The 12428-nt window shown below is 71.7% G+C and carries 12 protein-coding genes; 1 reads left to right on the top strand and 11 read right to left on the bottom strand.

Features of this window, described 5'->3' with window-relative positions:
• From dhaL to ACTIDRAF_RS0220615, 7 genes are all read right to left on the bottom strand, one after another.
• Positions 1–506, bottom strand: a 506-nt coding sequence (dhaL, locus tag ACTIDRAF_RS0220650; protein WP_026066331.1) for a dihydroxyacetone kinase subunit DhaL, incomplete at its 3' end; no start/stop codon positions are given.
• Complete coding sequence (gene dhaK / locus ACTIDRAF_RS0220645; RefSeq protein ID WP_016700621.1) at positions 506–1507, bottom strand: dihydroxyacetone kinase subunit DhaK; 1002 nt, start codon at positions 1505–1507, stop codon at positions 506–508. The genes dhaL and dhaK, both read right to left, overlap by 1 nt.
• A gap of 173 nt (positions 1508–1680) precedes the next feature.
• On the bottom strand, positions 1681–3204 hold the full coding sequence (locus ACTIDRAF_RS0220640; RefSeq protein ID WP_157163171.1) for an aldehyde dehydrogenase family protein: 1524 nt from the start codon (positions 3202–3204) through the stop codon (positions 1681–1683).
• 215 nt (positions 3205–3419) lie between these two features.
• Positions 3420–4436 (bottom strand): hypothetical protein, encoded by a 1017-nt coding sequence (locus ACTIDRAF_RS0220635; protein WP_157163170.1) that lies wholly within the window; start codon positions 4434–4436, stop codon positions 3420–3422.
• A gap of 557 nt (positions 4437–4993) precedes the next feature.
• Positions 4994–5494, bottom strand: coding sequence for a TspO/MBR family protein (locus ACTIDRAF_RS0220625; RefSeq protein ID WP_016700618.1), 501 nt, complete (start codon positions 5492–5494; stop codon positions 4994–4996).
• Between the two features lie 50 nt (positions 5495–5544).
• On the bottom strand, positions 5545–6204 hold the full coding sequence (gene nucS, locus ACTIDRAF_RS0220620; RefSeq protein WP_026066329.1) for an endonuclease NucS: 660 nt from the start codon (positions 6202–6204) through the stop codon (positions 5545–5547).
• A 62-nt stretch (positions 6205–6266) separates the two neighbouring features.
• Complete coding sequence (locus ACTIDRAF_RS0220615; protein WP_016700616.1) at positions 6267–7454, bottom strand: S8 family peptidase; 1188 nt, start codon at positions 7452–7454, stop codon at positions 6267–6269.
• A gap of 290 nt (positions 7455–7744) precedes the next feature.
• On the opposite strand from ACTIDRAF_RS0220615, the gene ACTIDRAF_RS0220610 reads away from it, so the two are divergent.
• On the top strand, positions 7745–8290 hold the full coding sequence (locus tag ACTIDRAF_RS0220610) for an NUDIX domain-containing protein (protein WP_016700615.1): 546 nt from the start codon (positions 7745–7747) through the stop codon (positions 8288–8290).
• 21 nt (positions 8291–8311) lie between these two features.
• Here the strand turns inward: ACTIDRAF_RS0220610 and ehuA are convergent, their stop codons facing one another.
• The 4 genes from ehuA to ehuB are packed head-to-tail and all read right to left on the bottom strand — an operon-like array spanning position 8312 to position 11386.
• Positions 8312–9139 carry an ectoine/hydroxyectoine ABC transporter ATP-binding protein EhuA gene (gene ehuA / locus ACTIDRAF_RS0220605; protein WP_016700614.1) on the bottom strand — a complete coding sequence of 276 codons (828 nt, stop codon included), beginning with the start codon at positions 9137–9139 and terminating at the stop codon, positions 8312–8314.
• 51 nt (positions 9140–9190) lie between these two features.
• A complete protein-coding gene (ehuD, locus tag ACTIDRAF_RS0220600) occupies positions 9191–9853 on the bottom strand; it encodes an ectoine/hydroxyectoine ABC transporter permease subunit EhuD (RefSeq protein ID WP_016700613.1) in 663 nt (220 codons plus the stop codon).
• Positions 9850–10551, bottom strand: a complete 702-nt coding sequence (gene ehuC, locus ACTIDRAF_RS0220595; protein ID WP_016700612.1) for an ectoine/hydroxyectoine ABC transporter permease subunit EhuC — start codon at positions 10549–10551, stop codon at positions 9850–9852. The genes ehuD and ehuC overlap by 4 nt, the downstream gene beginning before the upstream one ends.
• Before the next feature lie 19 nt (positions 10552–10570).
• Positions 10571–11386: an ectoine/hydroxyectoine ABC transporter substrate-binding protein EhuB gene (gene ehuB, locus ACTIDRAF_RS0220590; RefSeq protein WP_245533595.1), complete on the bottom strand. Its 816-nt coding sequence runs from the start codon at positions 11384–11386 to the stop codon at positions 10571–10573.
• Positions 11387–12428: the final 1042 nt, after the last annotated feature.

The following is a 12428-nucleotide window of genomic DNA, read 5'->3' as shown; positions in this document are numbered from 1 at the left end:
GTCCCGCGCGCGCCGGCCTCGGCCGCGGCCGAGGCCGCCGCCAGCACGGCGCGGGTGTCCCCGCCGTCACCCGCTGCCCGTTCCGCCGCCGCCACCGCCGGCGTCAGCGCGTCCACCATGGTCTTGTCACCCACCTCGGCGCGTCCTCGGGCGACGACACCCTCCAGGGCGGCGGCCAGCGCCGCCGTGATGTCCTCGGGGCCGAGTTCCGCCCGGTCCGGCACCGCCTTCGCCGCTCGCAGCAGGGCCGTGCCGTAGAGCGGACCGGCGGCGCCACCCACCGTGGAGATCAGGGTGCTGGCGACCATCCTCAGCGCCTCGGCGGGGCTGCCCGGCCCGCCCTCGTCCAGCCTCGCCAGCACGGCGGTGAACCCCCGGGTGAGGTTCTCGCCGTGGTCGCCGTCCCCGATCGCCCGGTCGAGGTCGACCAGTTCGTCGCGGTGCTCGGTGACCACCTCCGCGGCCCGCCGGAATGCCGCCACCACCTCGTCGACGCCGCACCCCATCAGGGCCCCCAGCGCAGGGCGGGGGTGCGCACGGGGGCGTCCCACAGCGCGGTCAGTTCGTCGTCCAACCGGAGCACGCTCACACTGATACCCCGCATCTCCAGGCTGGTCACGTAGGGGCCGACCAGCCGGCGGCGCACCCTGATCCCCCGATCGGCGAGCAGCCGTTCGGCGATGCCGTGGGCCAGGTACAGCTCCAGCGGAGGGGTTCCCCCCATGGAGTTGGTGAACAGCAGGACGTCGTCCCCCGAGGTGAACGGCAGGTCGTCGAGCACGGGTTCCACGAGCCGGCGGACCAGGCCGTCCGCGGGTTCGAGCCGGATGCGTTCCCTCCCCGGTTCGCCGTGGATGCCGATCCCGACCTCGATCTCGTCCTCACCCAGCTCGAAACTGGGTCGCCCCACGTGGGGCACGACGCAGGGGGACAGCGCCAGCCCCATCGACCGCACCTGCCCGTTCACCCGGCGAGCGAGCTCGGCGCACCGGTCGAGGGAGTCGCCCCGGGCAGCGGCCGCACCGACGATCTTCTCGACGAGGACCGTTCCCCCCACCCCCCGTCGCCCGGCGGTGAAGGAGGAGTCCGTGACGGCCACGTCGTCGTCGACGACCACCGTCCGCACCTCGACGCCGTCGGCCTCGAGCAGTTCGGCGGCGGTCTCGAAGTTGAGCACGTCGCCGGTGTAGTTCTTCACCACCAGCAGGGCTCCGCCACCGGCCTCCGTCTCCCGCACGGCGGCCCGCACCTGGTCGGGGGTGGGTGAGGTGAACACCGCCCCTGGGCAGGCGGCGGCCAGCATGCCCGGGCCGACGAACCCGGAGTGCAACGGTTCATGCCCCGAACCACCCCCGGAGACGACCGCGACGGTGCCCGGTGGGGTCGGCTCCACCCGGGTGACCACGGCGGGGTCGGTGCTCACCCGGAGCAGCTCGGGATGCGCCAGGGCCAGACCTCGGAGTGCGTCGCTCACCACCGTCGAGGGGTCGTTGAGGATCTTCTTCACGCGTCGAACCTCCCTGTCGACCCGCCCGGCCCGTCCGGACGGACCCACCACCGCCCCCCTGGACGGGTGACGGCCGTCACGACCGCGACCCTACCGGTGCCGGCGGCTCCGGGTCAGGTGGAACGGCCCAGGTGGGCGGGGTCGCGGTCCGGGCGTGGCGCCCCCGGTGTTGGTCACCGCCGGTAGCGCAGGCGCAGGAGCCGGCCGAGCCGCCGCACTGCCCTGGCCCGTCCCGCGAAGGTCATCGGGTTGAGCAGGGGGCGGAACCGCCGCCGCACCACCGCCTGCGCCCTGGCGAAACCGCGGAGGCCGTCCTCCCCGTGGACCCGGCCGAAACCCGACTCGCCGGAGCCCCCGAAGGGGAGGGCGGGAACGGCGGCGAAGGTGAGGACACCGTCCACCGCGACCATGCCGGCCCGCAGCCGGGACGCGACGTCCGCCCCGGTGGCCCCGGCGAAGACGGCCGCTCCCAACGCGTGCCGCCCGGAGTTGGCCCGCGCGACGGCGGTGTCGAGGTCGGGAACGCGGTGGACGACGAGGACCGGCCCGGAGGTCTCCTCCGCACTGACCAGCGCCTCCTCCGGCACGTCGACGAGGACCACCGGTTCGACGTACGGCGGCCGGACGGAGTTCACCCCGCCGACCAGCGCCCGGCCTCCCCGCTCCAGCGCGTCGGCGAGGTGGCGGCGTACGACGTCGACCTGGGCCGGGTCGGTCATCGGCCCGTAGTCGGCGTGTGGTTCCCCACCGGGTCGCACCCGCGCCACCCGCTCCGCGAGCAGGCGGAGGAACTCCTCCGCGACCGCCTCCACCACGTAGACCCGCTCCACCGACACGCACACCTGACCGGCGTGGGACAAACCGCCCCAGGTGGCCGCGTCGGCGGCGCGCTCCAGGTCGGCGTTCTCCCCGACGACGAGGGCGTCCTTCCCGCCGCACTCCAGCACGACGGGGGTGAGGCTGTCGGCGCAGGCGTGGAGGACGGCCCGCCCCGTCCTCGCCGAGCCGGTGAAGGAGATCTTGTCCACGCCGGACCGGCACAGCGCCGCCCCGGTGTCACCCGCTCCGGTGACGGTGTGCAGCAGCTCGCGCTCCGGCACGCTCTCGGCGAGCGAGGCGGCCAGCCACCGCCCCACTCCCGGCGTGAGCTCGCTGGGCTTGAACACGACGGTGTTCCCGGCGGCGAGTGCGTAGGCGATGCTGCCCATCGGGGTGAGCACGGGGAAGTTCCAGGGACCGATGACGCCGACGACGCCGAGCGGGAGGTACTCGAGCGTGGAGACCTGGTTGGCCATCAGCCATCCCGATGGCACCCGGCGTCGCCCGAGCACCCGTTCCGCGTGCCGGGCCGCCCAGCTGAGGTGTTCGACGGCCACCGTCACCTCGACCCGGGCGTCGTCGACCGGTTTGCCCGTCTCGGCGCAGACGAGGTGGGCGAGCTCGTCGAAGTGGCGGACGAGGTGCCGGCGCCACGCGGCGAGCCGGGCGGCACGCCCGCCGAACCCGAGCCCCGCCCACCACTCGCCGGCCGCGCGGGCCGAGGCGACCGTGTTCTCGACCTCCTCGGGTGTCCGCAGCGCGTAGTGGCCGACGGTCTCCCCCGTCCGGGGGTCGACGGAGGTGAAGCGCCGCGCCCCCGGGCCCGTCACCGGCTCGCCGGTGACTCTCTCGTGCCCGGCCCCGCCGGCCCCCGTCATGCTGCTGGTCTGGCCTGGCACGGGGTGCGGCATGGTGCTTCCTCCCAGGGGCCGGGGAACGTCGTGGGCCGTCAGCCCAGGTCGCGTGTCGGCGACGTCGCGGTCGTCACAGATCATGTTCCGGCCATGGTCCATTCCGCACCCGATCACCGGCGGCCAGGGTGAAGATCCGACGAACGGGTGACGGGACGCGCGGCGGTCAGGCTCCCGGCGCGTCAGTCCGAGGGTGGCAGCGCCGGCCTGACCTCCTGGGCCGCCGCGAACGCACCGGCGCAGACGTCTGCGCCCTCCCGCAGGACGTCGTCCATCACCACCCGGACGACCTCGGACTCGAACGGTCCTCCACTGGTGGTCCGGTGCAACCAGCTGATCTCACACTGGGGGTAGACGATGTCGGAACGTTCGCGGTAGGCGGTCGCCCCGGCCACCTCCACCTCCTCGGTGGCCACGTCGTTGGCGGGGTCCGCTCGCTGGGCGAACTCGACGAAGAGGGACGGGCCGCCCAGCGCCCCCCAGCGGCACCGGTACAGGCCGTCCGGCCGCGACTCCTGGCCGGGGCCCAGGATGTCCTCCACGACCTCCGGTGGCACGAGAGCGCAGGGGTCCCGTTCGAGCAGCGTGCCGTCCGGGGTGTCCATCAGCGGTGGGTCCTCGCGCAGTCGTTCCACTGCCGCCCGCGCCAGTTCGCCACCCCGGTCGCACAGGTCCTCCCCGGGGCCGTCGACCAGCACGGTCAGCGCCCGGGGGTGTTCTCCCTCGCTGGTGAGCACCCGCACCGTGCAGGTCCCGCCGGACCCGCTGCCCATCGACTGCACGTAGGTGGTGAGCCCGGCGATGTCCTCGGCCGCCTCCGGCGCGACGAGGAGCGGGGTGTCCCCGAGCTGCAGGGACACGTTCACGGAGCGGCTCTCCAGGAGCTGGTACCCGAAGCAGCGGTCCCAGCCGGAGTTGACGAGGGTCAGGTCGTCGGCCCACGGCGCGAGCGACCCGGGGTCGATCAGCGCGCACGGATCGACCCGCCGTTGCGCTTCGAGGGTCAGCGCCGGGTCCTGCGGCTTGTTCCACTCCGCCGCGACCCCCGGGTCGACCGGTGCTGGTTCCATCGGGACCGTGCTCCGGGCCGAGACGGTCTTGGTCAGGTCGGGTGTCGCTCCACAGCCGGCCGCGACGAGGGACACGAGCACGGCCGCTGCCAGGAGCGGGGAGACGGGACCGGTTCGACGCACAGGCACGTCTGCACGCTAGCCGCTCGTGGCCGCGAGCGGGCGTGCTACGGGCAACCGAGGCCCCGTCGGAAGCGCGCGCCTCGGCGCCGCTCGGCGACCGGAGGGCTCCGCTTTCGTGTCGTCGGCCTGGGCGGGGCCGGCCCAACCACCCCCGGTCACCCCCGCCCCTGGTGGGGTGGGTCCCAGGCGTCCCGAGTGGGCAACGGCACGCGGTTCCACTCGGCCCGGAGCGCGTCGCGGGCGGGGCGGACACCGGGTTCCTCCCCCGACCACCGCAGGGCCGGGTCCTCCCGGCGGCGGGAGACGGGCGTGCGCGTCGACCAGCCATGCCGGTCGCGGGGTGTCGAACGGGGGCTCGGGGCGAGGGACGACAACAGCGGCCACGCGGTGTCGTCGGACCGCTCGCGGGGTTCCGGCGTGCGCGGGCGGCACGGCGGGGCAGGGCGCGTCCCCACCGCTCGCCCCTCCGGCTGGTGAGGAGCCCCGGGTAGGCCGGCCGCGTCCACGTGCCTCCTCGTTCGCGACCTGGTTCGACGGTCACGACCGGGTCGGCGGCGCGGCGGTCAGGTGTTGAGCGACCAGACGGCGGCGTTCAACAGGGCCGCGTACCCCACCCACAGCAGGTAGGGCACCAGCAGCACCGCCGCCGTCCGGCGGAGCCGGGCGAACAGCCCCACGAGGACGGCCACGACGACGAACAGCACGACGATGTCGAGCAACGCGAGGCCGTACCGTCCGGCGGCGAAGAACAACGGCGTCCACGCGGCGTTGAGCACGAGCTGCGCGCCGAACAGCGCGAGGGCGGTCCGGGCCCCGGTGGCCCCGTGCCGCCGCCAGACCAACCAGCCCGAGACCGCGATCAACACGTAGAGCGCCGTCCACACGGGCCCGAAGAGCCAGGACGGCGGCGCCCACGGCGGCAGTTCGAGCGCCGCGTAGTCCTCTGCGGCGGATCTCGAGGCGAACGAGCCGACCGCCGCGGTCGCCGCGACGGCGGCGACGAAGACGAGCAGCCCACGTCCGGGGTGCGCGGGCGAGTGACCTGGAGCGGCGTCGACCGGCATTCCTCCAGGTTAGGGCTACTCCGGCCGCCGGTGTTCCCGACGCCCCGGGGTCAGAACAGGCGGAACTCGTCGGGTTCGATGCCCCGCAGGGCGTCGTAGTCGAGGGTGACGCAGCGGATACCCCGGTCCTCGGCCAGCACCCGGGCCTGGGGCCTGATGATCTGGGCCGCGAAGACGCCCCGCACCGGGGCGAGCAGGGGGTCGCGGTTGAGCAGGTCCAGGTACCGGGTCAGTTGTTCGACGCCGTCGATCTCACCGCGGCGCTTGATCTCCACGGCCACCGTGGCTCCGCCGTCGTCACGGCAGAGCAGGTCGACCGGGCCGATGGCGGTGGGGTACTCGCGGCGCACCAGCGACCAGCCCTCCCCGAGGGTGGTGACGTGCTCGGCGAGCAGCTCCTGGAGGTGCGCCTCGACCCCGTCCTTGACCAGGCCCGGTTCCGGCCCCAGCTCGTGCTTGCTGTCGTGCAGGACCTCGTTGATGGTGATGACGAGCTTTTCGCCGGCCTTGTTCTGCACGGTCCACACGTCGGGGTCCTCGATCAGCCAGCAGGGCGGGCTCATCCAGTTCAGCGGTTTGTACGCGCGGTCGTCGGAGTGGACCGACACGGACCCGTCCGCCTTGATCAGCAGGAGCCTGGTGGCCTTCGGCAGATGAGCGGTGAGCCGGCCGACGTAGTCCACCTGGCACTGGGCGATCACGAGACGCACCCGGCACAGCCTAGATGTCCCGTCAACGCCCTCGCGCGCGCCCCGCCGGCCGGCTTTCCGGCTCACTGCCCCGTGTAGAGGAGGAGGTTGGGCGAACCCGCCTGCGGGTCCTCGACCACGTCCGGCGTCGCGGCGTCGGCGAGGGCCGCTCCGATCTCCTCCGGCGTGGCCTCGGGGCTCTCCGCCAGGAGCAGGGCGGCGGCGCCCGCGACGTGGGGTGAGGCCATCGACGTCCCGCTGATGGTGTTGGTGGCGTCCTCCCCGTCGATCCAGGCCGAGGTGATGTCGACTCCCGGTGCGAACAGGTCGAGGCACTCCCCCCAGTTGGAGAAGTAGGCGCGACCGTCCTCGGCGTCGGTGGCCCCGACCGTCACGGCTTCCTCAACCCTGGCCGGTGAGGTCCCGCAGGCGTCGGTGTTGGAGTTGCCCCCGGCCACGACGTAGGTGACGCCGGCGGCCACGGAGTTGGTGACGGCCTCGTCGATGGCGGTGGCTCCGGCGCTGCCCAGGCTCATGTTGGCCACCGCGGGCGCCTGGGCGTTCTCGGTGACCCAGTCGATGCCCGCGATCACCCCGGAGCTCGTGCCGGATCCGTCGCAGCCGAGCACCCGCACCGAGTAGAGGTCGACACCCTTGGCCACCCCGAACTCCTCGCCGCCGATGGTCCCCGCGACGTGGGTGCCGTGGCCGTTGCAGTCCTCGCCCTCCTGGCCGTCGTCGACCGCGTCGAACCCGAGCCGGGCTCGACCGCCGAAGTCGGCGTGGCCGTGGTTGATGCCGGTGTCGAGGACGTAGACGGCGACCTCGTCGGCGGTGGACTGGTACTCGTAGACCCCGTCGAGGGGGAGTTCCCGCTGGTCGATCCGGTCCAACCCCCAGGTGGGGTCCTCCTGGACATCGGTGAGCCGCACCCGCTGGTCCTGCTCGACGAGCGCGACGCCGGGTTCGGCGGCCAGCAGCGACGCTTCGGCGTCGTCCAGGCTGACGGCGAACCCGCGCAGCGCCGTCCGGTAGGTCATCTCCACGGAGCCGCCGAACTTGGCGGCCAGGTCGCCGGCCGTTCCGACGACGTCCTGGGCGGAGACCGCGTCGTCCAGAACCACGATGTACCGGCCGGGCACCGCGTCCGGGCTCTCGGTGCCGAGCACGTCGCCTCGGGGGACTTCCGCCGCGAGTGCCGTTGCGGGTAGTGCCCCGGCGAGCGACACCGCCCCCAGGACCGCCACCGCTTTGACCCATGAGTCGTTCATTGCCACTCCTCCCCGTCGATCAGTCAGGAAATTTCCAACAAGACCGACTACTCGTAAGGGAAAGATTGACATTCGACCGGCGGTTCGCGGAATGCCTTCGCGTTCGTCAGGCAACGCTGTACCCCTTCGAATGAGGGGTCTCACCCGTTCGGCCAGGGCGGCACTCACCAGCGGTGGCGAGAACTGCACCGATCGGATCACAGTCTCCACATCGGAGCAACGGCTTCCGGTTCCCGGGACCGCCACCCCGGTCTTGGCACCCTCCCCGCCAGAGGGCAGGATCTTCGGCCGTGGACACGCTCGACAGCCGCCAGGTGTACGCGAACCCGTGGATGAGCATCCGGGAGGACACCATCCGACGTCAGGACGGGTCGGTCGGGATGTACGGGGTCATCGACAAGCCGCCGTTCGCGCTGGTGATCCCGGAGGACGGGGAGCGGCTGTTCCTCGTCGAGCAGTTCCGGTACCCGCTGGGCCGGCGGTGCTGGGAGTTCCCGCAGGGCACGGCGCCGGACCAGCTGGAGCTCCCGCCGAGGCAACTGGCCGAACGCGAACTCCGCGAGGAGACCGGGCTGCGGGCGGGCCAGCTGACCCAACTCGGGACGCTCGACCTCGCCCCGGGGCTGAGCAGCCAGCGTGGTGCGGTGTTCCTGGCCACCAGCCTGACCATGGGCGTGCACCAGCGGGAGCACGAGGAGCAGGACATGCGTGCCGCCTGGTTCACCCACGAACGGTTCCGGGAGATGGTGGCCGCCGGCGAGATCACCGACGCCCAGTCCATCGCGGCGTACTCGCTGCTCCTGCTGCACCGGGCGGGAGTCGGCGCCGCGGAGTGACCGGCGCCCGCTCCCACCCGCTCAGGTCTCGTCGAGCACGGACTCCAGGAAGGTCCGGGTGCGCTCCTGCTTCGGGTCGTCGAACATCTCGGCGGGGGGAGCCGCCTCGATGATCCTTCCCTGGTCGAACATGAGAACCCGGTGGGAGACGTCCCGGGCGAACTTCATCGCGTGGGTGACGCAGAGCATGGTGATGTCACTGCTCAGCGCGACGTCGCGGAGCACGTCGAGCACCTCGGCGGCCAACTCCGGGTCCAGCGCCGAGGTGACCTCGTCGAGCAGCAGGATGTCCGGGTCCATGGCCAGTGCCCTGGCGATCGCCACCCGCTGCTGCTGACCGCCGGAGAGCTGCGACGGGTACGCCCGCAGCTTGTCACCGAGCCCGACCATGTCGAGCAGTTCCTTCGCCCGCTCCTCCGCCTCGTCCTGGGAACGGCCCAGCACGTGCACCGGGGCCTCGGTGACGTTGCGCAGGACCCGCATGTTCGGGAACAGGTTGTACTGCTGGAACACCATGGTGATCCGGCCGCGCACCTTGCGGATGTGCTGCTCCCCCGCGCTGACCAGCTCACCGTTCCGCTGCTCGTGGTAGAGGTAGTCCTCCCCCACCCTGATCCGGCCGGAGTCCGGCTTGGTCAGCGTCATGAGCATGCGCAGGATGGTGGTCTTCCCCGAACCGCTCGGCCCGATCAGCGTCACCCGCTCGCCGGATCCGACCGAGAACGACAGGTCGTCGAGGACGACGTTCTTCCCGAATCGCTTGCTGATCTGGTCGAAGACGATGAACCCGTCGTCGCTGGTCGCTTTCTCCCCCGGCGAGCCGGCCGCCGCGGCACTGGGCTCGGTCATGTCGAATCCTCTCGGTCTCACGAAGAACGGTGGGGTGGTGCGGGCGGCGGATCAGGCCGCGCGGACGGTGCCGAAACGGCGCTCGAAGATGCGGGCGATCCACGACATCACCAGCGCGGTCGCCAGGTAGAGGATGCCGGCGACGGTGATGGGTTCCGGGTAGCGGAAGGTCTCCGACCCGATGCCCTGGGCGGTGGTCAGCATCTCCGGCAGCGTGATGACGATGAGCTGCGGGGTGTCCTTGAACATCGCGATCACGTAGTTGCCCAGGGCCGGCGCCGAGCGCGGGATCGCCTGCGGCAGGATCACGCTCGTCCAGGTGCGGCGGGCCGGCAGGTTCAGCGCCTTCGCCGCCTCCCACTGGCCCTGGGGAACACCGTCGATGCCGGCTCGGTAGACCTCGGAGATGTAGGTCGCGTAGTGCACGCCCAGTCCGATGGCTCCGGTCATCAGGGTGGAGAGGTGCACGTCGAACTGCGGCAGCACGTAGAACAGGAAGAACAGCTGCACGAGCAGCGGGGTCGACCGGATGAACTCCACGACCAGCCCCACCGGGGCGGAGATCCAGACCAGCCGGCTGCGCCGCAGCAGGGCGAAGACCAGGCCGAGCACCAGGGCGATCAGGTAGCCGATGACGGTCGCCTGGAGGGCGATGACCAGCCCGTCGAGCAGCCGGGGGAAGGAGTCCCAGAAGATCTGCCAGTCCCAGTTCATGCGGAGGCCTCCGTCCTGCGGAAGATGCGGGCGATCATGCCCGGCGGCACTGTCCGTCCCAGCGAGGCGGCGGCACGCCGCTCCAGCAGCCGCATGAGCGTGGTGAAGACCAGGGCGATCAGGCCGTAGGCGACCAGGAGCAGGCCGAAGGTGCCGGCGGTGTTGCCGGTGGAGGCGCGCACGAGCTGCGCCCCGAAGGTGAGGTCGGACAGGAAGACGACCGAGACCAGGGCGGTGGCCTTGAGCAGCTCGATCAGGTTGTTGCTGAAGGAGGGGATCATCGCCACGACCGCCTGCGGCAGGACCACCTTGCGCATCCGCTGCCACGGCGTGAAGTTGAGCGCGATCGCCGCCTCGATCTGGCTGCGCGGCACGGCCCGCACCGCCCCGCGCACCACCTCGGCGCCGTAGGCGCCGATGTTGAGGGCGAGCGCGAGGACACCGGCGAACAGCGGCGCCAGCTGGACCCCGAAGACCGTCGGGAGCACGAAGATCAACCAGAAGAGCACCACCAGCGCCGACAGGCCCCGGAAAGCCTCGGTGTAGGCGAATCCCATTCCCCGCAACAGTTTGTTCCCGCTGAGCCGGGCCAACCCGGCCGCGAAGGCGAACACCAGTCCCAGTACCGCCCCGAATATCGTGAGTTGAAGGGTGACAAGCAACCCTTCGAACATGTAGTTCCAGAGACCCGCGGACATCTGCGCGAACTCCTTCTCGTCAGGACACCGGCGCGCTGCACAGTTCGTCGGCGGTCAGATCAGTCATCTCTGCCTCGGTGAAGCCGAACGGCTCGACGATTTCCAGCAGTTCTCCCGTGCTCTTCATGTCGGCGAGTTCGCGGTTGAAGTCGTTGACGATGTTCCCCTGGTCCTTCCGGAACCCGAAGGCACCCGCTCCGTGCTGTTCCACCCCGTCGACGACGGCGACGAACGGAGGCCCGAGTTCCAGCGGCGTGCCGGGGCGGGCTTCCAGCGCCGAGCGCAACGAGAGACCGGTGAGCAGGAACGCGTCCGCCCGTCCCGCCAGCACGCCGTCGAAACCCGAGGGCTGGTCCGGGAACACCACGATGCGGCTGTCCGGTACCCCGATGTCCCGGGCGATGCCCTGCTCGACGCCACCGACGATGACCCCGATCACCGCGTCGTCGCGCTGCACGAAGTCCTCGACCGTGCTCAGGCCCTTGGGATTGCCCTCGGGGAGCAGCAGGTTGTAGGGGGCGTTGTAGTCCGGGTTCGTGAAGCGGATCTGCTCGCAGCGCGCCGGCGTGATGTACATGCCGGCGGCGATCACGTCGAACAGGCCCGCGTTGAGACCAGGGATCAGCGAGCTGAAGTCGGCGAGCTTCGGCACGAACTCCTCGACACCGAGCCGGCGGAAGATCGCCTTCCCCACCTCGGAGGCCTGGCCGGTGAGGTTCCCCTCACCGTCGATGTAGGCGAAGGGGCGCTCGTTGGCGAACCCCATTCGGACGCTGCCCCGGCTGCGGAGCTCGTCGAGCAGGCGCCCGCCCTCCGTGGTGGCCTGGAGATCCACTCGACTGCACCCGGTCGCGGCTCCCGCGCCGAGTCCGACCACCAGCAATCCGCCTGCCGCACCCCGGAGGAAGTTTCGTCGGTTGACGTTCGCAGCAGACACAGCGGGCCGCTCCCTACTTGGTAACAGGTGACGCCGGGTTCCCGATTACCCGGGTGACCCGGCGCTCCGAACCTAGGCCGCGTCTTCCCCTCGGTCAAAGACGACGGTTCACACGGTCAGGCGACGTTATCGGAACGAGATTCACGATTCACCCCGCGAGCGACAAAGATCGTCGCGTCAAAAACTCTGCGTTACCAGCGAATTCACCCATTCGGCTGACATCGTCCAGCCACTGTGATATATGGGTCTCGTTTTGATTACGATCAGCTGGGCGCGCTCCGGCTGCGCACCGGGGGAGAACGGTCACGTTTCGTGATCGGCACCGCGTTCCCCACCCGGGAAACGACCCGGACGCGATCAGGAAACGGTTCGGCAATGCATGCGGGAAGAATACGTGTGGAACGCCACTCGGTGGGTACTCCCACACCGTGCGACCACTGCCACGCTCCCGCTGGCGTGCGGGAACGGAACGACACCACCCCCCGTCGACGAACGCCGAGCCCGTCGCGACACACCCCGGGCGTCGCGACACACCCCGGGCCCCGAGGAGCAGTCGTCGAGGGTCCGCCCAGCGCGGGACGGCCGGCTCCCGGCCGGACATCTCCCGGCTCGGGCGCGAGGCGTCGACGGGCTCACGCCGCCAGCGGGCCACGTCCGACAGCCCACCGCCGAACCACCCCTGGCCACGGCCCGGCCCCGAAAGCGGCGGCCGGCCGGTGAGGTGGTCGTCCGTCACCGCCAACCCCGGGGCGCACCCCGGCCCTCGGGCGGCCCGCCGGTCGCGGGCGACCTCGCGAGGGGAGGAGCGCGTGGGCACGGCCCAGTCCGAGCTGGCGGGCCACCGCACACCCGGGAACGGGCTCCGATCACCGCACCGCGACACGGCGGGTCCACCGGACCGGCGGGGCGGCCTGCGAGCGGCGGGGCGGGGCGTGGTGGC

The sequence above is a fragment of the Actinoalloteichus spitiensis RMV-1378 genome (assembly GCF_000239155.1).
Classification (GTDB): Bacteria; Actinomycetota; Actinomycetes; order Mycobacteriales; family Pseudonocardiaceae; genus Actinoalloteichus_B; species Actinoalloteichus_B spitiensis.
The sequence above is the reverse complement of the archived record's forward strand: the minus strand, read 5'-3'. Positions and strand labels throughout refer to the sequence as shown.